The organism is Promicromonospora sp. NPDC050880, assembly GCF_044456525.1.
GTDB lineage: Bacteria > Actinomycetota > Actinomycetes > Actinomycetales > Cellulomonadaceae > Promicromonospora.
In genome coordinates this window covers 119,265-140,141 of sequence record NZ_JBITFV010000005.1, presented here as the reverse complement: position 1 = coordinate 140,141, position 20,877 = coordinate 119,265, and the positions used below count along the sequence as shown (strand labels likewise).

The 20,877-nt window shown below is 70.9% G+C and carries 17 protein-coding genes, 1 tRNA gene and 1 pseudogene; 12 read left to right on the top strand and 7 right to left on the bottom strand.

The genetic code is table 11. The features are described from left to right. The first annotated feature begins 258 nt into the window (after positions 1-258). Positions 259-864, top strand: a complete 606-nt coding sequence (locus ACIBBF_RS11360; RefSeq protein ID WP_397413281.1) for a YceI family protein — start codon at positions 259-261, stop codon at positions 862-864. A gap of 51 nt (positions 865-915) precedes the next feature. On the opposite strand, the gene ACIBBF_RS11355 is transcribed toward ACIBBF_RS11360, so the two are convergent. Further along, positions 916-1,662 carry a hypothetical protein gene (locus tag ACIBBF_RS11355; protein WP_397413280.1) on the bottom strand — a complete coding sequence of 249 codons (747 nt, stop codon included), beginning with the start codon at positions 1,660-1,662 and terminating at the stop codon, positions 916-918. 281 nt (positions 1,663-1,943) lie between these two features. Between ACIBBF_RS11355 and ACIBBF_RS11350 the strand changes: the two are divergent. Together ACIBBF_RS11350 and ACIBBF_RS11345 are read left to right on the top strand one after the other, a co-directional pair. After that, positions 1,944-2,651: pseudogene (locus ACIBBF_RS11350) on the top strand (winged-helix domain-containing protein); the annotation flags it as partial. 235 nt (positions 2,652-2,886) lie between these two features. Further along, entirely contained in the window at positions 2,887-3,846 is a 960-nt protein-coding gene (locus tag ACIBBF_RS11345; RefSeq protein ID WP_397413279.1) for an alpha/beta fold hydrolase, read from the top strand. On the opposite strand, the gene nth is transcribed toward ACIBBF_RS11345, so the two are convergent. Next, the gene (gene nth, locus ACIBBF_RS11340; protein WP_397413278.1) at positions 3,827-4,606 is read right to left on the bottom strand and encodes an endonuclease III; all 780 of its coding nucleotides are present in this window, start codon (positions 4,604-4,606) and stop codon (positions 3,827-3,829) included. The two genes, ACIBBF_RS11345 and nth, sit on opposite strands and share 20 nt — an antisense overlap. Positions 4,607-4,764: 158 nt before the next feature. Here nth and ACIBBF_RS11335 point away from each other — a divergent pair, with 158 nt between their 5' ends. From ACIBBF_RS11335 to ACIBBF_RS11320, 4 genes are all read left to right on the top strand, one after another. Further along, positions 4,765-6,297 (top strand): MmgE/PrpD family protein, encoded by a 1,533-nt coding sequence (locus ACIBBF_RS11335; RefSeq protein ID WP_397413277.1) that lies wholly within the window; start codon positions 4,765-4,767, stop codon positions 6,295-6,297. Beyond that, complete coding sequence (prpB, locus tag ACIBBF_RS11330) at positions 6,297-7,202, top strand: methylisocitrate lyase (protein ID WP_397413276.1); 906 nt, start codon at positions 6,297-6,299, stop codon at positions 7,200-7,202. Before ACIBBF_RS11335 ends, prpB begins: the two co-directional genes overlap by 1 nt. Before the next feature lie 31 nt (positions 7,203-7,233). After that, positions 7,234-8,349 carry a bifunctional 2-methylcitrate synthase/citrate synthase gene (locus ACIBBF_RS11325; protein WP_397413275.1) on the top strand — a complete coding sequence of 372 codons (1,116 nt, stop codon included), beginning with the start codon at positions 7,234-7,236 and terminating at the stop codon, positions 8,347-8,349. A gap of 243 nt (positions 8,350-8,592) precedes the next feature. Beyond that, the gene (locus ACIBBF_RS11320) at positions 8,593-9,270 is read left to right on the top strand and encodes a Crp/Fnr family transcriptional regulator (protein ID WP_397413274.1); all 678 of its coding nucleotides are present in this window, start codon (positions 8,593-8,595) and stop codon (positions 9,268-9,270) included. 90 nt (positions 9,271-9,360) lie between these two features. Here ACIBBF_RS11320 and ACIBBF_RS11315 read toward each other — a convergent pair whose 3' ends face one another. The 3 genes from ACIBBF_RS11315 to ACIBBF_RS11305 form a co-directional block, all read right to left on the bottom strand. Continuing rightward, the gene (locus ACIBBF_RS11315) at positions 9,361-9,690 is read right to left on the bottom strand and encodes a hypothetical protein (RefSeq protein WP_397413273.1); all 330 of its coding nucleotides are present in this window, start codon (positions 9,688-9,690) and stop codon (positions 9,361-9,363) included. 143 nt (positions 9,691-9,833) lie between these two features. Further along, positions 9,834-10,121 (bottom strand): hypothetical protein, encoded by a 288-nt coding sequence (locus tag ACIBBF_RS11310; protein ID WP_397413272.1) that lies wholly within the window; start codon positions 10,119-10,121, stop codon positions 9,834-9,836. Between the two features lie 55 nt (positions 10,122-10,176). Continuing rightward, positions 10,177-14,352, bottom strand: coding sequence for a hypothetical protein (locus ACIBBF_RS11305; RefSeq protein ID WP_397413493.1), 4,176 nt, complete (start codon positions 14,350-14,352; stop codon positions 10,177-10,179). Between ACIBBF_RS11305 and ACIBBF_RS11300 the strand changes: the two genes are divergently transcribed. After that, complete coding sequence (locus tag ACIBBF_RS11300; protein ID WP_397413270.1) at positions 14,270-15,010, top strand: DUF2690 domain-containing protein; 741 nt, start codon at positions 14,270-14,272, stop codon at positions 15,008-15,010. The genes ACIBBF_RS11305 and ACIBBF_RS11300 overlap by 83 nt on opposite strands. A gap of 69 nt (positions 15,011-15,079) precedes the next feature. Here the strand turns inward: ACIBBF_RS11300 and ACIBBF_RS11295 are convergent, their stop codons facing one another. Next, positions 15,080-16,018 (bottom strand): metallophosphoesterase, encoded by a 939-nt coding sequence (locus ACIBBF_RS11295; RefSeq protein ID WP_397413268.1) that lies wholly within the window; start codon positions 16,016-16,018, stop codon positions 15,080-15,082. A gap of 5 nt (positions 16,019-16,023) precedes the next feature. Further along, positions 16,024-18,405 carry a transglycosylase domain-containing protein gene (locus tag ACIBBF_RS11290; protein WP_397413266.1) on the bottom strand — a complete coding sequence of 794 codons (2,382 nt, stop codon included), beginning with the start codon at positions 18,403-18,405 and terminating at the stop codon, positions 16,024-16,026. Positions 18,406-18,513: 108 nt separating this feature from the next. Between ACIBBF_RS11290 and ACIBBF_RS11285 the strand changes: the two genes are divergently transcribed. The 4 genes from ACIBBF_RS11285 to ACIBBF_RS11270 all read left to right on the top strand — a co-directional run bounded on the left by ACIBBF_RS11285 (position 18,514) and on the right by ACIBBF_RS11270 (position 20,742). After that, a complete protein-coding gene (locus tag ACIBBF_RS11285; RefSeq protein WP_020017885.1) occupies positions 18,514-18,681 on the top strand; it encodes a DUF4177 domain-containing protein in 168 nt (55 codons plus the stop codon). Then, on the top strand, positions 18,678-19,145 hold the full coding sequence (locus ACIBBF_RS11280) for a RidA family protein (RefSeq protein ID WP_397413264.1): 468 nt from the start codon (positions 18,678-18,680) through the stop codon (positions 19,143-19,145). The genes ACIBBF_RS11285 and ACIBBF_RS11280 overlap by 4 nt, the downstream gene beginning before the upstream one ends. A 133-nt stretch (positions 19,146-19,278) precedes the next feature. After that, positions 19,279-19,355: transfer RNA gene (locus ACIBBF_RS11275), tRNA-Pro, on the top strand. A gap of 151 nt (positions 19,356-19,506) precedes the next feature. Further along, positions 19,507-20,742, top strand: coding sequence for an NAD(P)/FAD-dependent oxidoreductase (locus tag ACIBBF_RS11270; RefSeq protein ID WP_397413262.1), 1,236 nt, complete (start codon positions 19,507-19,509; stop codon positions 20,740-20,742). Positions 20,743-20,877 lie beyond the last annotated feature (135 nt).

The following is a 20,877-nucleotide window of genomic DNA, read 5'->3' as shown; positions in this document are numbered from 1 at the left end:
GTGACTTGCTCGTCCAGACAAGTCTGCGCCTGTGATGACGCCCGTCACAGTGCGGTCGATCCGTCTTCTCGCGCACCCGCCCACGTGCTTTCCTTGACCGGACCCCCTGCCGCACCTGGATTTCGTGTGCCGAAATATCACCCAACACCCTGACGTCGCGGTGGTAACGTGCATGCATCCGCATATATGGGAGAAAATGCTACGATGGAAGTTTTGCCAACTCGCACCTGGAATGGAATTACCATCCCAGCGGCCGGGGTGTACGCACTCGACCAGAACCACAAGCGGCTCGGCTTCCTCGCCATGCACATGATGGTCAGCCCGGTGCGGGGTGAGTTCGCCGAGGGCGAGGCCACCGTCGAGGTCGGAGAGGACCCGCTGGCGTCCCGCGTGACCTGCACCATCCAGGCGGAGTCGATCGACACCCATGTGGCGGACCGGGACACCCATCTGAAGAGCGCGGACTTCCTGGACGTCGAGAACCACCCGACCATCGAGTTCCACAGCACGGGCTTCCACATGCAGACCGAGGTCGACCCGATCTTCTCCTGGGCCCGCCTCAAGGCCGGCACCGTGGGCCGCCGCCCGCACGACCCGCTGCAGCCCGACGGCTCGTTCACCAAGTTCCTCATGGACGGCCAGCTCACCGTGCGCGGCGTCACGCGCCCGGTCACGCTCGACTGCGAGTTCGGCGGCGTGGGCCACGACCCCTACGGGCAGGACATCTTCGGCTTTCACGGAAGCTGCGAGATCGAGCGCGAGGAGTGGGGGCTCCTCTGGAACGTCGCCCTGGAGGCCGGCGGCGTCCTGGTCGCCAAGAAGGTCCGGATCGAGATCGCCGGCGAGATGATCCGCCAGTCCTGACAGGGGCCCGCCCACCCTGTCCCCGCCCTGTCTGACGGCGCCGTGGTCACCTCACAGGATGACCATGCGCCCCACGACGAACACCAGGATCCCGCACACCACCACGGGCAGCGCGCTCGCCGAGATCCCGGCCAGCCGTGCGCCGCGGGCAGGCAGGCGCTCCAGCAGCAGGTGCAGCGCCCCGACGGTGAGCCCCGCGACGAGGCCGCACCACAGCCCGCTCACGGTGTCGATGTTCGGCAGCAAGGTCCCGGCGGCGCCACCCACGAGCACGGCGGCGACGGCGGAGATCGCCAGCGCCACCCAGCCGCGCACGGGCAGCGCGGACACGGCGGCGGCCACCGCCAGCGCGACCGCGCTCGTCACCACCAGCGCGGCCCCGGCGTCCGACCGGGCGGCCGCGATCCAGCCGGAGGCCGCGATCGCGGCCACCACCCCCGCCACGGTGCCCGAGACGGACTCCGTGAGCTGGGGCCTGCCGTCGCGCCGCAGCATCTGCGCCACGAACGCGAGCACGACCGCACCGGCCAACACTGTCGGCAGGTGCCGCAGCACGGGCTCGCCCGGCGTCACGTAGGTGACGGCCGCGCCGCCGATGCCGCAGAGCGCCACGACCACGCGGGTGCTTCCCGGCGCGGGCAGCCGCAGCAGCGAGGGCCAGCCCAGCGCCACGAGGACCACCAGGACCACGACGGCGGCCGCGAGGGGCAACGGCCGGGGCTGTACGTAGGACGCGGCGGCGACGAGGGCCGCGAGCGCGGCGGTCGTCACGGCCCGGGTGGAGACGGACACGACCATGAGTTTTCCAGAGTCTGTGCCCGTTCCCTCAATTTCGGTCGCCCGAACCCGCCGGGCCGCCAGTTACCGGGCCTGCGGGAGGCCGGCAACACCCGCGTCATGTGAGCGTCACGGGTCCTGACCAGCATGGTGGTGACCAGGAAAAGGACGTGTAACATGCACGCAACAAGCAACAGGGCAGACTTCCGCAGAGCCAGTTGGACGCGACGGGACGTCTCGCTACCCGCGGGACCCGAGCCAGGGACGGTTGCAAGGCGCCGGTTCCGAGAGGAGGTGCGTCAATGGCAGAGCTGTTGATCCTCACGCCCGTCACCGGCGGGTCGGCCGAGGTACTGCCCGCACTGGGGCTGCTGTCGCATCGGGTGCGGGTGCTCCCGATGGAGCCGTCGGCGCTGGTCGACGCCCCGGATGCGGACGTCGTCCTGCTCGACGCCCGGCGGGACCTGGTCGCCGCCCGGACCACGTGCCGGCTGCTGCACGCGACGGGTCTCACGGTGCCGCTCGTGCTGATCCTCACCGAGGGCGGCCTCACGGTCGTGACCCACGAGTGGGGCGCCGACGACCTGCTGCTGGAGTCCGCGTCGCCCGCCGAGGTCGAGGCCCGCCTGCGCCTCGTCGTGGAGCGTTCCGCGCGCGGCCCCGCCGAGGAGTCCCAGCAGGAGATCTCCGCGGGCGAGCTCGCGATCGACGCGGGCGGGTACACGGCACGGCTGCGCGGCCGCCCGATCGACCTGACCTACAAGGAGTTCGAGCTCCTCAAGTACCTGGTGCAGCACCCCGGCCGCGTGTTCACGCGCGCCCAGCTGCTGCAGGAGGTCTGGGGCTACGACTACTACGGCGGCACCCGTACCGTGGACGTCCACGTGCGGCGCCTGCGCGCCAAGCTCGGGCCGGAGCACGAGCAGCTCATCGGCACGGTGCGCAACGTCGGCTACCGCTTCGACCCGCCCAAGGAGCAGCGCGCGAACGAGGAGCTCGCCGAGCCGGCGCGGCCCGAGGCCGGCACGGCCCCGGGCACCGACGCCGGCGCCGGGACGACGTCCGCCACCCCGGCTCCCGGCCCGAGAGCCACGGACGACCCGAGCGCGGGTTCGACGGGACGCCGGGTCGCGCAGACCGGCCCCTGAGGGCCGGCTGACGCGCCGGGACGCCGGGCACATGGTCCGCGGGAGCCTGCGCCGGGGTGCCGCGCGGACCGGGGACCGAGCGCGTAGGTTCGTACCCGTGACCGCACTCTCGGCCCGGCCGGCCGTACGCACGGCAGCCACCAGCGACTACACGTGCGCGCTGGTCGACGGCCCGTGGCAGCACGAGTTCGTCTCGTCCGGCGGCTCCCGGTTCCACGTGGCTGTTGCCGGGCCGGACCACCGCACGGCGCCCCTGGTGCTCCTGCTGCACGGGTACCCCCAGTTCTGGTGGGCCTGGCGCGCCCAGATCCCCGCCCTGGCCGACGCCGGCTACCGCGTCGCCGCGATGGACGTGCGCGGTGCGGGCGCCTCGGACAAGCCTCCGTCGGGCTACGGGATGCCGCCGCGCGCGGCGGACGTCGCCGGCGTCATCCGCTCGCTCGGCCGTGAGCGGGCGGTGGTCGTGGGCCACGGCACGGGTGGTGCGCTCGCCTGGGCCGTGGCCGCCCTGCACCCCGGCACGACGTCGGCCGTCGCCGTGCTGGCGAGCCCCCACCCCGCCCGCGTGCGGCTGCGCAGCCGGGCGGCGTACACCACGGCGGCCCTCCGCGAGCTGGCGTACCTGCAGGTGCCCACGCTGCCGGAGCGGGCACTGACCCGGGGCGACCTGGTGGAGCGCACCCTCGCGCTCGGCGCGGCCACGCCGCTGCCGGACGACGTCGTCGACCGGTACCGGAACGCCATGCGCATCCCGTTCGCCGCCCACTCGGCCGCCGAGGCGATGCGGTGGGCCGTGCGGTCGACGCCGCGGATGGACGGCCGGCGCTTCGGTGTGGCGCTCCGGCGGCCGCTCGACGTGCCCGCCCTGCAGCTCCAGGGCGGGCGCGACGGATTCGTCCGCCCCGAGCGGGCCGACCTCGACGCGCTCGCCTTCGCCCGTGACCTGCGCTTCGAGCTGATCCCGGACGCCGGCCACTTTCTCCCCGAGGAGGCGCCGGACCGGGTCAGCGGGATCCTGCTGGACTGGCTGGCCCGCGTCAGCCCTGTGCCGGTGTAGCGCCCTTCGGCGCCGCCACGACGAGCGGCAGGCCCGCCGACGCCGGGCGCTCCGGCGCGGGCCGCACCAGGGCGGCGGCCTTGTCGGGGTCGGTCTCCCCTGCCCCGTACGACGGGCACAGGTGCGCGATGCTGCACGCCCCGCACGCCGGGGTGCGGGCCAGGCAGACGCGCCGGCCGTGCCACACGAGGTGGTGGCTGAGCATGGTCCAGTCCTTCTTGGGGAACAGCTCCCCGACCTCGGCCTCGACCTTGACCGGGTCCTCCTCCGTGGTGAAGCCCAGGCGCCGGGCCAGCCTGCCGAAGTGGGTGTCCACGGTGATCCCGGGGACCCCGAAGGCGTTGCCGAGCACGACGTTCGCCGTCTTGCGGCCCACGCCGGGCAGGGTCACCAGGTCCTTCAGGCGGCCGGGGACCTCTCCGTCGAACCGTTCGACGAGCGCCTTGCCCAGGCCGATCACGGCCCGCGACTTGGCCCGGAAGAAGCCGAGCGGGCGCAGGATCTCCTCGAGCTCCTCCGGGTTCGCCTCCGCGTACGCCCGGGCGTCGGGGTACATGACGAAGAGCTCCGGCGTGGTCTGGTTGACCCGGACGTCGGTGGTCTGGGCGCTGAGCACGGTCGCGACCAGCAGCTCCAGCGGCGTGGTGAAGTCGAGCTCCGCCCGGGCGTCCGGGTAGGTCTCCCCCAGCACGCGGTTGATGCGCCGGGCCCGGCGCACGAGCGCCAGCCTGCTCTCGGGCTCGTTCCTGGTGGTGGTCACGTCGTCACACTAGCGACCGCCACTGACACCGTCCGGTGGGAATCGGCCGCAACGCTCGCTCACGGCGGATGGCCACGTGTACCTAGGACGCGGAGTATGAGAAGGTCAAGGGCGCCCCGGACCTCACGACGGTCCCTGTGAATCGAGGAAGAGTCACCATGCCGTACACGCACCACCTGCGCGTCTACCCGTCCGCCGAGCCGCTCAAGCGCACCGACCAGCTCGCCTGGAAGCTCGCGGAGCTCGCCACCGACACCGTGGAGCCCACGGCCGAGGTCACCGACATGGTGATCAACCGCGTGATCGACAACGCCGCGGTCGCGGCGGCCAGCCTCACGCGCGGCCCCGCCGTCGCCGCCCGGTCGCAGGCCCAGGCGCACCCGTACACGCCCGGCTCCACGGTCTTCGGCCTGGACCCCGCGGCCACGTCGAGCCCCGAGTGGGCGGCGTGGGCCAACGGCGTCGCCGTCCGCGAGCTCGACTTCCACGACACCTTCCTCGCGGCCGAGTACTCCCACCCGGGCGACAACATCCCGCCGGTCCTGGCCGTGGCGCAGCACGCGGGCCGCTCGGGCCGGGAGCTCGTGCGGGGCATCGTGACCGGCTACGAGATCCAGGTGGACCTGGTCCGCGCGATCAGCCTGCACAAGCACAAGATCGACCACGTGGCGCACCTCGGCCCGTCGGCGGCGGCCGGCATCGGCACGCTGCTGGGGCTGGACACCGAGACGGTGTTCCAGGCGATCGGCCAGGCCCTGCACACCACCACCGCCACGCGGCAGAGCCGCAAGGGCCAGATCTCCACCTGGAAGGCGCACGCGCCGGCCTTCGCGGGCAAGCTCGCGGTCGAGGCCGTGGACCGCGCGATGCGCGGCCAGACCTCCCCCGAGCCCATCTACGAGGGCGAGGACGGCGTGGTCGCCTGGCTCCTGGACGGGCCGGACGCCGCCTACGACGTGGTGCTGCCCGCGCCCGGCGAGCCGCGCACCGGCATCCTCGACACGTACACCAAGGAGCACTCCGCGGAGTACCAGGCGCAGGCGATCATCGACATGGCCCGTGCCCTGGGCGCCGAGCGCCCGGAGCTGCGCGACCCCGCGAACATCGCCTCGATCGTGCTGCACACCAGCCACCACACCCACCACGTGATCGGCTCGGGCGCGAACGACCCGCAGAAGTACGACCCGACCGCGTCGCGCGAGACGCTCGACCACTCGGTGCCGTACATCTTCACCGTCGCGCTGCAGGACGGCGGCTGGCACCACGTGGACTCCTACGCCCCGTCACGGGCCCAGCGCCCGGACACCGTGGAGCTGTGGCGCAAGGTCACCACCGCCGAGGACCCGGAGTGGACGCGTCGCTACCACTCGACCGACCCCGCGGAGAAGGCGTTCGGCGGCCGCGTCGAGATCACGCTCACCTCGGGCGAGGTGGTCACGCGCGAGATCGCCGTCGCCGACGCCCACCCGCTGGGCGCCCGCCCGTTCGCCCGGACGAACTACGTGGCCAAGTTCCGCACGCTGGCCGCGGGCGTCCTGACCGACGCCGAGATCGACCGCTTCCTCGGCCTGGCCGAGCGCCTGCCCGAGCTCACGCCCGCCGAGGTCCGCGAGCTCACGATCGTCGCCGCCCCCGGCGTCCTGGACGCCGTCGCGGCCCCGACGGGCCTGTTCGAGCTGGGGCGTGCCTGATGCTCTACTCCCACCTCACCCCGGCCGCGAAGCGCCGCGCCTTCCGTGAGGCCCTCGCCGGCCCGGAGATACTGCGCCTGCCGGGCGCCTTCAACCCCCTGAGCGCCACGCTCATCCAGGACAAGGGGTTCGACGGCGTCTACGTCTCCGGTGCGGTCCTCTCCGCCGACCTGGGCCTGCCCGACATCGGTCTCACCACCCTCACCGAGGTGGCCGGCCGCGCCGCGCAGATCGCCCGGGTCACCGACCTACCCGTGCTGGCCGACGCCGACACCGGGTTCGGCGAGCCCATGAACGTGGCCCGCACGGTCCAGACCATGGAGGACGCCGGGGTGGCCGGCATCCACATCGAGGACCAGGTCAACCCCAAGCGGTGCGGTCACCTCGACGGCAAGGAGGTGGTCGGGCTCGGCGACGCCGTCCGGCGCATCCGGGCCGCCGTCGACGGCCGCCGCGACCCCGACTTCCTGATCATGGCGCGCACCGACGTGCGCGGCACGGAACCGGGCGAGCGCGGGCTCCGGCTCGCGATCGACCGCGCCAAGGCCCTGGTCGACGCCGGGGCGGACGCGATCTTCCCCGAGGCGATGAAGGATCTCGCGGAGTTCGAGGCCGTCGCCTCGGCCCTCGACGTGCCGGTGCTGGCCAACATGACGGAGTTCGGCAAGTCCGAGCTCTTCACCACGCAGCAGCTCCAGGACGCCGGCGCCCGGCTCGTCATCTACCCCGTCACCCTGCTCCGCATCGCGATGGGCGCCGCCGAGCGCGCGCTGGACCAGATCGCGGCGTCGGGCACGCAGGCGGACCTGGTGCCGCAGATGCAGACCCGCGCGCGGCTCTACGAGCTGAACGACTACGCCGCCTACAACCACTTCGACTCGAACGTCTTCACCTACCAGCCCTGACCTCGTCATGCCAGGACACGAAGGAGTGCCAATGCCTGAGACCACCGAGATCCGGAAGGGTCTGGCCGGCGTCGTCGCCGACACGTCGGCCATCTCGAAGGTCAACCCGGAGACCAACTCGCTGCTGTACCGGGGCTACCCGGTGCAGGAGCTGGCCGCGAAGAAGTCTTTCGAGGAGGTCGCCTACCTGCTGTGGCACGGCGAGCTGCCGACGGCCGCGCAGCTCGCCGAGCAGACCGCCGTCGAGCGGGTGCACCGCGAGCTGCCGGACAACATCCGGGACGCGATCCTGGAGCTGCCCACCGACTGCCACCCCATGGACGTGTGCCGCACCGCGGTGTCGATCCTGGGCGCGCACGACCCGCAGGCCGAGGACTCCTCGCCCGAGGCCGAGCTCGCCAAGGCGCTGCGGCTGTGGGCGGTCCTGCCCGCCGTCGTCGCCCTCGACCAGCGCCGCCGCCGGGGCCAGGAGCTCGTGCACCCGCGCGAGGACCTGGGCTACTCCGCCAACTTCCTGTGGATGACGTTCGGCGAGGAGAAGGAACCTGCCGTCGTGCAGGCCTTCGAGGCGTCGATGGTGCTCTACGCGGAGCACTCGTTCAACGCGTCCACGTTCACCGCGCGCGTCATCACCTCGACGCTCGCCGACCTGCACTCGGCCGTGACGGGCGCCATCGGCGCCCTCAAGGGCCCGCTGCACGGCGGCGCGAACGAGGCCGTGCAGGCCACGTTCGAGGAGATCGGCTCGGCGGACCGGGCGGAGGCGTGGCTCGAGGACGCGCTGGCGAACAAGAAGAAGATCATGGGGTTCGGCCACCGGGTCTACAAGAACGGCGACTCGCGCGTGCCGACCATGCGGGCCGTGCTCGGCGACCTCGCCGAGCACTACGGCGACACCGAGGTGATCGCCCTGTACGACACGCTCGAGAACGCCATGGTCAGCCGGAAGAACATCAAGCCGAACCTGGACTACCCCGCCGGGCCGGCGTACCACCTGATCGGGTTCGACACGAACATCTTCACGCCGCTGTTCGTGGCCTCCCGGATCACCGGGTGGACGGCGCACGTCATGGAGCAGCGGGCCGCGAACTCGCTGATCCGGCCGGTGTGCGAGTACGTCGGACCGGAGCAGCGCGAGGTTCCCTGAACCGTCAGGTAGGGCGCCCGTTCCGTACTCCCAGGTGACACCCCTAGGATTATTGGACGGGCGTCCTACTTCGCACTGGGCAAAAGCCGACATCCCGCACGAGGCGGACGATCGCGTCGGGCCTGCACGCCACGCGGACGCCACGAGAGAGACCGATGACCCGGCAATCTCGTGACATTGAGGCAGACTGAGAGGTGGAAAAGACTGATGGACGAAAGTCCCCGACACGTGAGGACACCACTGGTGGACGACGAAGTCGTACTCTCTGCCCCCCTCTTCGCGGACATGGAAGGCGATGAGACACGCGCGCTCTTCGAGTCCATGGTGCCCGTGGAGCTGGTCCGGGGTGACGTGCTCTTCCGCGAGGGCGAACCGGGCGACCGGCTGTACGTCATCGCGCAGGGCAAGATCAAGCTGGGGCGCCGGTCGAGCGACGGCCGCGAGAACCTGCTGTCGATCCTGGGCCCGGGCGAGATGTTCGGCGAGCTCTCCCTCTTCGACCCGGGCCCCCGCACGGCGTCGGCGTCCTCCGTGTCGGACTCCGTGGTCTACGAGCTGCGGCACGAGTCCCTCGTGCGGTGGATCGCGGACCACCCCGGTGTCGCCACCCAGCTCCTGGGCGCGCTGGCACGCCGGCTGCGCCGCACCAACGAGACGCTGGCGGACCTCGTCTTCTCCGACGTCCCGGGCCGCGTGGCCAAGGCGCTGCTCGACCTCTCGACCCGCTTCGGCGAGCCCAACGACGACGGCATCCGCGTGGCGCACGACCTCACGCAGGAGGAGCTGGCGCAGCTCGTCGGCGCCTCGCGCGAGACCGTGAACAAGGCGCTGGCCGACTTCGCGACCCGCGGGTGGGTCCGGCGCGAGGGGCGGGCTGTGGTGCTGCTGGACCTTGACCGGCTGGAGCGGCGGGCGCGCTGAGCAGGACCACGACACGAACCCACGAATGGCCCGGACCGGCAACGGTCCGGGCCATTCGTCTGCCCTCTTGCGGCACGCAAAGCCGCCGAGTCACCACCCGCGCACGGCAGCAAGCACACAGAGCGTGAGCACGACCACGCACTCCGCCCCCACAATGACGAGGGCGACGACACCGTCGACCGCTCGCACGCCCGATCGTCGCCGACGCCGGGTCATCATGAAGATCACTACCCATACGGCGACAATCACGGAGAACAGGACAGCGAGATTGCCTGGCCACTCCAGCTCCGAGTACCTCCAGATCAGGCCGTACCACGCCGGCGGGAGAAGCCCGATGGAGCCCAAGGTCAGCAGCCCGGTCAACCAGTTCGCAGTCTTCTCATGAAGGTCGGAGTTCCTTGCACTGGGATCGTCGCCCACGGTTGGCATCCATCCACATCCTCCGGGCGAGTCGCCAGGTGACAGTTGAGAGCGTCGGCGTAGGCACCCTGCCCCGTGGAGTTCGGGTGTAGCGAAGTTCTGGGGCTTCGTGGTCGGCAGCCAGGGCATCTTACCGACGCACTTCACGGGGAGAACAGGGCAAGGACACCGATCATCGCGATCCCCTCAAGGGCCCCGAGGATGAGCAGCGCCGTCCCGCCGTCGACCCGGCGGCCCACCTCCCTCCGGACACCGACCCGCCACACCAGGAGCAGCCAGGTCAGGGCCAGCACGAACAGGAAGGTCCCGCTGTCGACGGCGAAGCGCTCCGCAGGTGACGCGCCGTCGAGCTGATCGCCCGGCCCGCCACCGAGCCACCTGAACAGGTACCAGGCCCACGGCCCCACGAGGAACACCACCGTGCCGAGCAAGCACGCCAGACCGTACGTCCAGTCGACGGACGGCCTGGGTGCCCGATCTCCCGGATCATCCACCGGGGGGTACGCAGACATCACTCGGCTCGGACGGGGCGAGGTTCAGCGCGCAGTTGATCGCGTTCGCGTACGCATCTGTTCCCAGGTCGTTCGGGTGCACCGACGCCCTGCTGGGCCGGTCCGGGCTCGGCTGGTCGCCACTGCCCTGGCGGTTCCAGACGAGGCCGTTCATCCACTGGTCCGCAGCCGGTGTGCACGCATGGTGGGGCCCGCCCACGGTGAAGTACTCCTCGGCATAGGCGACACGGATGTCCCAACCCCTCTCGTTACGGAGCTCCGCGGTCAGGCTAGCGAGTGCGTTCCGGTGGGTCGACTGGACGTCCCTGATCCTGTCCACTTCGGTCTCCAGAACCGTCGTACAGATTCCGTCGCCCCAGCCATCCCTGGCGTCGTTGCCGAAGAGCTGCGGGTACGTCGCGATGACGATCCGGGCGTTCGGCGCCTGCTCGTGGATGTCCTCCAGGGCTCGCTCCGTCCGGGGAATGGTCGTACCGAGCGTGAAGTTCACGGCTCCGGACAGCGGTGGGTGCAGGTGACAGAGGTCCGACTGGATCATGCAGAACGTGACGACGTTGGTGAAGATCGCGCCGTCGTTCCCGCCGATGGTGAGCAGCACGTAGTCGGTCTCCTCCGAGAGCACGCCGGACGCGGCCTGCCGCACCTCACCGTATTGAGGGTCTCCCGGGTCCTCGGAGTCCGCCTTGGTGAACCAGTCGACGTCCTGGTCCCAGGGAACGTTCGCCAGATCCACCGTTCGCGCCCCCGAGCACGCCACGAACCCCAGCTCGAGGTCAGAGCTCCAGCTGTCGACCAGCTCACCGGACCGGCCGAGATCCCCGATGTAGAGCTTTCGCGCCCAGGCGTCGGGGCTGCGCCGGCAGCCGCTCTGCCACCCCTCGTCAGGAGTTCCCTCGAGGTCGCCGCCGACATTCGTCTCGGCGTAGTAGCCACCCGACCCGGACGTCGCCGCGTAGCCCGTACCCTCCCCCGAGCTGTACGAGTCGCCGAGCACCGCGACCTTCACCGGTTCCCGGTCGAGCGGTTGGAACGCGACCGCGTCCCACGCGACGTCCTGCGTGCCGTCCCCGTCGCGAGACTCGTTGCTGAGCATAACGCTCGGGGTGCCGGAGACGCGGTACGCACCAAGCGACACCCAGTTGTTGGCCATGCGCCGCTGGTTGATGTACCGGGTCTCGTAGCGACCGTCCCCCAGGTGGATGAGGTAGCGCGCCTGCTGTGTATGCGCACCGTGATCCGGGAGATGGACGGCAATACGCATCCATCCCGAGTACGAGCGACCGAGCGTCCAGGTCCCCTCCGCGCGGAGCATCGCGCCCGTGCCACCCGACTCTCCGGTCCGGGTGTGGCTGAAGAAGAAGTGCGACTGCCAGCCGCCGCCGATCTGGTGGATGTCCCTCTTCGGCGGGAACGTCCCGTCGTCGGCCTGCTGCATGGTCCACTCGAACGTGCCGTCGGTCGCCGACCGGCTGCACGGCCTGATGGAGGTGGTTCCGGCCGGGATGTCGTCCACGATCCAGGCCCCCGGTGGTGCGCTGTTCGTGCCGGCTGTCGCGCTCGTCGAGCAGTTCGGCGGGTAGGACCGCTGGTTCTCCTCCTCGTCGTAGGCCGTGCTGTGGTTGTTCGTCTGGGTACCCGGCGTGTACGGGTCCTCGTCACCCGTCCACTCGCCCGGGAAGCGGATGAAGCCCTCACCGCACGTGGGAGACGGCGTGCCGGTACCCGGCGAGCAGTACTCCTTCCAGGAGGCCGGCTCGTGGTACCAGCAACGGAAGTCGTACCCCGGCGTCTGGCCCTGGCTGTAGCACGGTCCGGGAACCTCGGGCGCGTCCGGCCCGGTGTACTCGTCACCCACGCGATCCTTGTCGCAGCGGTTGGACTCGTCGCAGAACGTGTCGATCGGCGGCTTGATGGTCTCGCGGTGCTCGTTCAGGGTCCATCGAGCGGGCCGGAAGCCGATGGCCGTCGCGCCGACCCCGTCGATGAGCTCGCTCGACCACGCGGCGAAACCCAGGGTCCGCTCCGGGTAGGTCCAGAGGTTGGGTGTGCGGCCGTCGTCGAAGTTGTTGTTGTTCAGGAAGGGAAGCCGGTACGGCGGGTACTTGGGGTTGGCCGGGTTGTTGTGCCAGCCCAGTCCCCAGGCACCGTTGTTGATGTCCGCATCCGACTCCGGGTACCAGCCGCTGTTGTACGCCCACAGCGCGTAGAACCAGTCCTCGACCCGCGTCGCGTCACCGTCGTGCAACCGGGCACCCGCGTTGTACGTCTGGTTCCACTTCTCTACCAGGATCTGGACGCCAGCCTGGATGTTGAAGACGTAGTCCACGGCGATCTTGGTCTGCTCGTCCTGGGGTCGTTCGTTGATCTCCATGCCGTCGGTCACCTGCATGATGCCGTAACCGCAGTCGGCCTCGGTGAAGTCGATGTCCCAGCTGTCGGTGACCCCCCAGTAGTTCCCGATCAGAGGGTTGCCGGTCACACCGGGAAGGACGGACCCCGTGGCCTGCTGCATGTTCGACTCGCTCATCGTGATGCCGAGGATGACCTGCGGCGGGATGTCCGCCACGCTCTGCGGTCCGGCAAGCTCGGGCAGGTTGAACACGGCGCCCGGTGAGGCGCCGAACGACCCTGCGCGCAGCCGCCACCCGTCCCGACCCTCCGGGTAGTACGCGGTGTCCAGGGTGCCCTGCACGAGCTGGTTCACGGCCCACTCCACCTGGCGTGGCCGGGGCTGCATCGCCTGGATCTCGGGATCCCCGCGCGTGACACCGCAGGCCCGCTCGCCCTGGCCGTCAGCCAGATCCGTCGGAACCATCGTGCCCGCGGCGACCGTCCCCAGCGCCGGGGACAGGCTCTGGCCCGCGGTGTCCGCGGCCTTCGCCGTCGCGGGGTCGGGTCCGGCACCCAGGCCGACGTCGAGCTCGGTGGACGACGACGACTCCGGCACGTGCAACGTCAGCCGTGCCGAACGAGGCACGGTCGGGTCGGTGACCTCGACATCCTGGTCCCAGCCCACCCCGTCCACGACCACGTCCCCGTGGGTCGAGAGCCGAGACCCGGCGGCAGGTTCGAGCTCGGGGAGGTGCTCCAGCCCCGGCGGGAGGTCCGTGCTGACGTCGGCCTCGCCGAGGATCGCCGCCCGGCCACCGGGGGCGGGCACCAAGGCGACCTCGCCCGCACGACCGCGGGCCAGCTCAGTCGGCACGAGGAGATCCCGCCGGTCCGGCGTCGCACGCCACTGGTCAGGCCCCAGGCGGAGCGCCAGCACCTCGTCCTCCTGGGCACCGCTCGTGGCCGCCTTCCCCGTGCCCGTGCCGTCGGCGTCCAGGTAGACGACGCCGCCGTCGGCGTCCAGGGCCAGCGACGACGGCACGGAGTCCGCCTCGGCCACCGGGACGATCTCGCCGTCGGGCTCGATGCGGGAGAGCAGCCGCCCCGTCGCGGCGACGTACTCACCGGACCCCACGGGGACGGCCGACGTCACCTGGCCACGCAGCTCCACGGCCTTGCTCTGCCGCCCCGTGGCGGCGTCCACCGTGATCAGCCGGGTGTCGCCCTGGTCGTCGTCCGCCCGGGCCGCCGTGATGGCGGCCAGGTCGCCGGTGCCGCACCCCGGGTTGAAGTACGCCAGGGAGGCCGCCGCCTCGAACTTGGTGACCGCACCGGACCTGAGGTCGACCACCGCGCTCAGGGCGCCCCGGTCGAACAGGTCAGGCTTGTTGACGAACATGCGCGGCGCATACACGACCACCGCGTAACGGCCCGACGAGGTCACGCACGCGTTGCCGATCCATTCGTCGGCCTCGATGCCGGGCTCGGAGAGCGTCGCCGTGACGCCCCAGTCATAACCGGACCTTGCCGTAGCCGTGAGCAGGTGCAGGCCGGTCGAGTCGCCCACCGTCGTCCAGGCCACGTCGCCGGAGGTCTTCCAGTCCTCCGGGAGCACGTCGGCGCGGTCCGCCGCCGGCACCGCGGACGGGAGATCTTCTTCCACCGGCGCGGCTTCCTCGGGCAGGCTTGCCCGCGCCCCGTCGGTGTCGGCCTGCGCCGGCACCAGGCCGACACCGATGAGTGAACCGACCAGCGCCAGCCCGGCCACGGCCGTGCCGAGAGTTCGCAACGGGCCCGTCGATGTTCCTGTCTTCGTCATTCCTGAACCGCGCATGGCAGCAGCACCACCTGGGGGAGACGACACGAGTGGCCGTGACGCTACGGATCCCGCCGTCGCTGACGGAAGCGATGTTCAAGGATTCCGAACAACTCGGCCGATGCATTGTCAAGACGGACGGCGGTCGACCAGCCTTTCCCTCGCACGTGCCCCTCCGGAGCAACTCCGACCAGACGGTGGTGAAAGCATGAAAAGAGCGAGACTGATACTCGTGCGCGGCATCCTTGCGTTGTCGTTAGCGATGGGCCTTGGTGTACCGGCCCTCTCCGCAGGTGACTCCGCGTCGGCAGCCACATGCAGTGGTCTGACATGCGGTGGCAAGAGCCCTCAGGCGACCGGATGCTCGAGCGATGGCCGAACGATATTCGAGATCTCAGAGGCTGGTGTTCGTGCTCAGCTCAGATGGTCCGACACCTGCAAGGCCTACTGGGTGCGTGGTGCTACGCCCAACAACACGTATGACTGGGTGCGCATCCGCGGGTATGTCCCTGCGAACGACACGTTCTACAGCGACACCGTCCGCGCCGGATACAACAGCTGGACCTGGACGACGATGGTCCCCAAGGGCGATGGGGTCGAGGCGTGCGTGCACTACGCTGGCAGTTCCCAACCTCCGGGCTGCAGAACGCGCAACCCGTAGCAGAACACGACCGACGCCAGACCAGATACTCGTCAGGCCAGGTTCAGACCTGACGGTGCGGCTTCCTGACTATGGAAGTCGCGCCGTCAGCGTCATCAGCGTCGCCTCCGGCCGGCACGCGAACCGCACCTGGGCGTACGGGGACGTCCCGGCTCCTGCCGAGACGTGCAGCCACGTCGAGTCCTCGCCGCCCTCGCGGTCGGGGCGCGGCCCCGGCCAGCCGTGCAGGCCCGAGGCCCGACCGCGGTCCAGGTCGCAGTTCGTCACGAGCGCGCCGTAGTACGGCAGGCAGAGCTGCCCGCCGTGCGTGTGCCCCGCGATGATCGCGTCCACGCCGTCGTCCTTGAGCTGGTTCAGCACGCGCTGGTAGGGCGCGTGCACGACGCCGAGGCGCAGCACCGCGTCCTCCTCGCCCGGCACGCGGCCGGGCTCCGGCATGACGTCGCGGTCGAGGTGCGGGTCGTCCATCCCCACCAGCCCCACGGTGCGCCCGTCGCGCAGCTCGACGAGACCGCGACTGTTGTCGAGGTCCACCCAGCCGGCCTCCGTGAACGCCTTGGCGAGCGAACCGGCAGGGAGCTCCACCTTGTCGTCACGGTCCACCCGGGCGTCCCGGAGCAGGTACCGGGCCGGGTTCTTGAACGTCGGCGCGTAGTAGTCGTTCGACCCCATGACGAACGCGCCCGGCACGTCCATCAGCCGGCCCAGGACGTCGAGCAGCGGCACCAGCGCCTGCGGGTGCCCGAAGTTGTCGCCCGTGTTGATGACGAGGTCGGGTTCGAGCTCGGCGAGCGACCGCACCCACGCCTGCTTGGTGTGCTGGCTCGGCGTGAGGTGCAGGTCGGACACCTGCAGCACCCGGATCGGCCGCTGCCCCGGCGGCAGCAGCGGCACCGTCACCCGGCGCACGCGGAACAGCTTGGTCTCCAGGTGCGCGTAGGCCAACCCGGCGACGGCGAGGCCCCCGGCGATCCCGAGCGCCGTGCCGACGTTACCCAGCGTGCCCATCCGGATCAGTCGTCCCCGCCGCGGTCGCCGCCGCCCGGACCGCCTGGGCCACCGCCCGGACCGCCCGGGCCACCGCCCGGACCGCCGGTGTCGCCCCCGCCGCCGTCGGAGTCACCACCACCGTCGCCCGAGTCACCACCGTCGTCGCCCTTGTCCGGCTTCGGGGCAGCCGGCTTCTTGCCCACGAGGTTCGGATCGGCTGCAGGGAACGGCGTCGTCGGCAGGCCCACCATGGCCTGGTCCATGTACCGGCGCCACGTGGGCGCTGCGGCGGTTCCGCCGTACAGCGGGCCCACCTTGGCCGAGGCGTTGTACCAGGTGGTCGACGGCAGGATGACGTTCATGTGCTCGACCTCGCCACTGGCCTCACCCACCCACACGGAGGTGGACAGCTCGGGCGTGTACCCGGTGAACCAGCTCTGGGTGGCGCCGTTGGTGGTACCGGTCTTGCCCGCCACCTGCCGACCGTCGGCGAGACCGGGCGCGATCGACCAGGCCGTGCCCCACGGGCTCGTGCTGAAGACCTTGGTCATGGCGTAGGCCACCGTGTTGGCGACGTTCGGCTCCAGGGTCTGCTTGCAGTTGGCCGACGGCACCTTCATCTTCTTGCCCTCGTGGTCCTTGACCTCGAGGATCGCGATGGGCTCGCAGTAGGTCCCGCCCGAGGCGAAGGTGGCGTAGGCGGCGGCCTGGTTGAGCGGCGTCGAGGCCTGGGTACCGAGCGTCATCGACGGGAAGACGTCGATGTCCTTCTGCTGCGGCTCGTCGATCGTCCGGAACGTGCCCTCACCCTCGTAGGTCAGGCCCGACGTCATCGGCCGGAAACCGACGTCCCACGCCGTCTTCTGGAGGTCGCACAGGTTGATCTGCTGCGACATGCGCGCGTAGACGGTGTTCAGCGACTGGAACGTGCCCTGGAGCACGCTGATGGTGCCGGACGTCGACCCCTCCACGTTACCCACCTCCCACTGCGTGTGGGGGAGGTTGGCCACGCAGCCGTCGGCCGTGAACTCCGTCTGGTACGGCGCGTAGGGGCCGGCGCTCACCGAGTCGTAGAGCTGATGTCCGCTGCGCAGCCACTCGGCCAGCACGAACGGCTTGAAGTTCGACCCCACCGGAAAACCGCGCGAGTTGCCGTGGTTGTAGTCCGCCGAGTAGTTCTGCGCGGTCGTACCCGCCGCGGGGTTCGACGTCGCGTCGTACGGGACGTTCTGCGCCATGGCCCGGATCTCGCCGGTACCCGGCACCACGGACGTCACGGCCGCCTCCAGCCCGTACGCGTTGTCCCCCGGCACACCCTCGACCACGGTCTTCTCGGCCGCCCGCTGCATCTTCATGTCGAGCGTCGTCACGATCCGCAGGCCGCCGCGGTAGAGCAGGTCGTAGCGGTCCTCGCGGGTCTTCCCGAACTCGGGGCTCGCCATGACCTCCTTGATGACGTAGTCGCAGAAGAACGCCGCGCCCTGCGCCGCGTCGCAGCCCACCTCGAGGGGCTGGACGTCGAGGGTGTCGGCCAGCGGCGTCGCCATCGCCTCGTCGCGCTCGTCGGTCGTGATGTAGCCGAGCTGCCACATCTTGCCGATCACCAGGTTGCGGCGGACCTCCGCCTCCTCCGGGTTGGCGACCGGGTCGAACGCGCTCGGCGACTTGGTGATGCCGGCGATGGTGGCCGCCTCGACCACCGACAGCTTGCTCGACGACTTGTTGAAGTAGTACTGCGCCGCCGTCTCGACGCCGTAGACGCTGCGGCCGAACTGCGCGATGTTGAGGTAGCCCTGGAGGATCTCGTCCTTGGACATCTTCTTCTCGAGCGCGATCGCCAGCTTGGCCTCGCGGAGCTTGCGCGTCAGCGAGCTCTCGCTCGCCTCCAGGACGCCGAACGCGTCGTTGTCGCGCACCGCCTCCTCGATGAGCACGTTCTTCACGTACTGCTGCGTGAGCGTCGAGGCACCCTGTGTGTCGCCCCCGCCGAAGTTCTGCACCGCGGCGCGCGAGATGCCCTCGGGGTCCACTCCGCCGTGCGTGTAGAAGCGCTCGTCCTCGATGGCGATGACGGCGTGCTTCATGTTGTCGGCCACCTTGTCGAGCGGCACGACGATGCGGTTCTGGGCGTAGAACGTGGCCAGCTTGGTCTTGTTGTCGCTCGCGTAGATCACGGACTGCTCGGACAGCGGCCCGGGGACCATCTCGTCCGGCACCTCGTTGAACACCTCGACGCCCGTGTCCACCGCGGTGTCCACGCCCGAGGCGAGCGGGATCACCAGACCGGCAGCGATCACACCGCCGGCACCGGCGGTGAGCACGAAGGCGAGGAGGAGTCCGATGAGCTGGGCCGCTGGGATGGTCCGAGTGATCCGGCGCGGCTCGCGAGGGTTAGCCATGGCCATGGGCCCAGGTTACGGGGTGTCCCTGACAGGGCACGCCGAAAGGGGCGGCCCGCGGTGTGCAGGTCTCGTGCGGAATCGCCGGGGCCCGGAGCGGGCTAACATCACGGCATGGCAACGAAGTGGGAGTACGCGACGATCCCCCTCCTCATTCACAACACCAAGGCGATCCTCGACCAGTGGGGCTCGGACGGCTGGGAGCTCGTGCAAGTGGTCCCCGGACCCGACGGCACCGGGCTCGTCGCCTACCTGAAGCGACCCACGGGCGGTGACGCATGAGCCACGAGCAGCGCCTCGCCGAGCTGGGCATCACGCTCCCCGAGGTCGCGGCCCCGGTCGCGGCCTACGTGCCGGCCGTGCAGACGGGCCGCCACGTCTACACCTCCGGCCAGCTCCCCTTCACCGCGGGCACCCTGGCCGCCACCGGCAAGGTGGGCGAGGGCGAGGGCCTGGTCTCCCCCGACGACGCCGCGGGCTACGCCCGCATCTGCGCCCTCAACGCGCTGGCCGCCGTCCGGTCGGTCACCGGCTCCCTCGACGCCGTCTCCCGGATCGTCAAGGTCGTCGGCTTCGTCGCCAGCGACCCGTCGTTCACCGGACAGCCCGGCGTGATCAACGGCGCCTCCACGGTGCTCGGCGAGATCTTCGGCGACGCCGGCCTGCACGCCCGCTCCGCCGTCGGCGTGGCGGTCCTTCCGCTGGACGCGCCGGTCGAGGTGGAGCTCGTCGTCGAGCTGGTCTGACGCCCGCAGACGTGGCCCGGAACGGGAGTGATCGGACCCACTCCGCATTCGGTTTCCGTTCCGGGCCATGCGTCGGCTATTCTGAGCAGGCTTCCGCGGACGGGCTTCGTGCCTGACGTGCGGTGGGCTCCATCGGGGTGTGGCGCAGCTTGGTAGCGCGCTTCGTTCGGGACGAAGAGGTCGCAGGTTCAAATCCTGTCACCCCGACCATGTGAAAGGCCCTCTGACCAGCAGAAATGCTGAGTCGGAGGGCCTTTTGCCGTCTCCCGGGAACGGTGCCGCGGACCACCCGGGGGACCCACCCGCATCTCCCGGCCCCCGGTGCAAGACTGGAGCCCACACCCTGTTCCGGGAGGCACTGATGGATCCGTTCGTTCTGGTCGGTGGCGGCCTGACCACCGCCCGTGCCGCCGAGGCACTGCGCACCGAGGGGTACGACGGCGACCTGGTGGTCGTCACCGCCGAACCCCACCATCCCTACGAGCGCCCTCCGCTGAGCAAGGACTACCTGCGCGGCGAGGCGGAGCGCGACGCCGTCTTCCCGCTGGAGGAGGCCTGGTACGGCGAGCACGGCGTCGAGGTCCGCACGGGCGAGACCGTCGTGGGCCTCGACCCCGCGAGCCGCACCCTCACCCTGTCCGACGGCGCCACCCTCACCTTCGCGAAGGCCCTCCTCGCCCCGGGGTCGACGCCGCGCACGCTGAGCGTGCCGGGGAGCGATCTCGCCGGCGTGCACTACCTGCGCACGATCGACGACTCCGACCGCATCTCCGCCCAGCTGCTGGAGGCCTCGCTGGAGGGCGTGGGCCGGCTCGTCGTGGTCGGCGACGGATGGATCGGCCTGGAGGTGGCGGCGTCCGCGCGGACCCTCGGCCTGGACGTCACCGTCGTGGGCCGGGGCGCGCACCCGCTCGGCCGGGTGCTGGGCACCGAGATGAGCGACTTCTACGCGGGCGTCCACACCGAGCACGGCGTCCGGTGGCAGCGCGGCGCGTCCGTCACCGGCCTGCGGGGCGCCGACGGTCGCGTGACCGGCGTCGACCTGTCCGACGGCACGCACCTGGGCGCGGACGTCGTCGTGGTCGGTGCGGGCGTCACGCCGAACATCGGCCTGGCCGAGGCTGCGGGCCTGGATCTGCGGGACGCCGCGCTCGGCGGCGGGGTCGCCGTGGACGGCACGCTGGCCACCTCCCACCCGGACGTGTTCGCCGGCGGTGACATCGCGAGCATCCCGTCGCCGCACTACGGGCGCCCGCTGCGCGTGGAGCACTGGGCGATCGCCCAGGAGACCGGCACCCATGCCGGCAAGGCGATGCTCGGTGCCACCGACCCGTACGACAAGCTGCCGTACTTCTACAGCGACCAGTACGACGTGGGCATGGAGTACACCGGCTGGGTGGACGTCCAGGCCGGGTACGACGACGTGGTGGTCTCCGGCGACGCCGACAAGCGCGAGTTCGTGGCGTTCTGGCGCGTCGACGGCCAGGTCGTGGCGGGCATGGCCGTGAACGTCTGGGAGCAGATGGAGCGAGTGGAAGAGCTGATCCGGTCCGGCCGCAAGGTGCCGACGACGGAGCTGGAGGGCTTCGTCGGCTGACGAGCACGGCCGTGGGGCGGGGCCCCGGGCGGGGGGCCCCGGCCCCCCCCCCCCGCGGGGGCGGCCCCCCCCCGCCCCCCCCCCCCCCCCCCCGCCGCGCCCCCCGGGGGGGGGGGGGGGCCCCGGCCCGGCCCT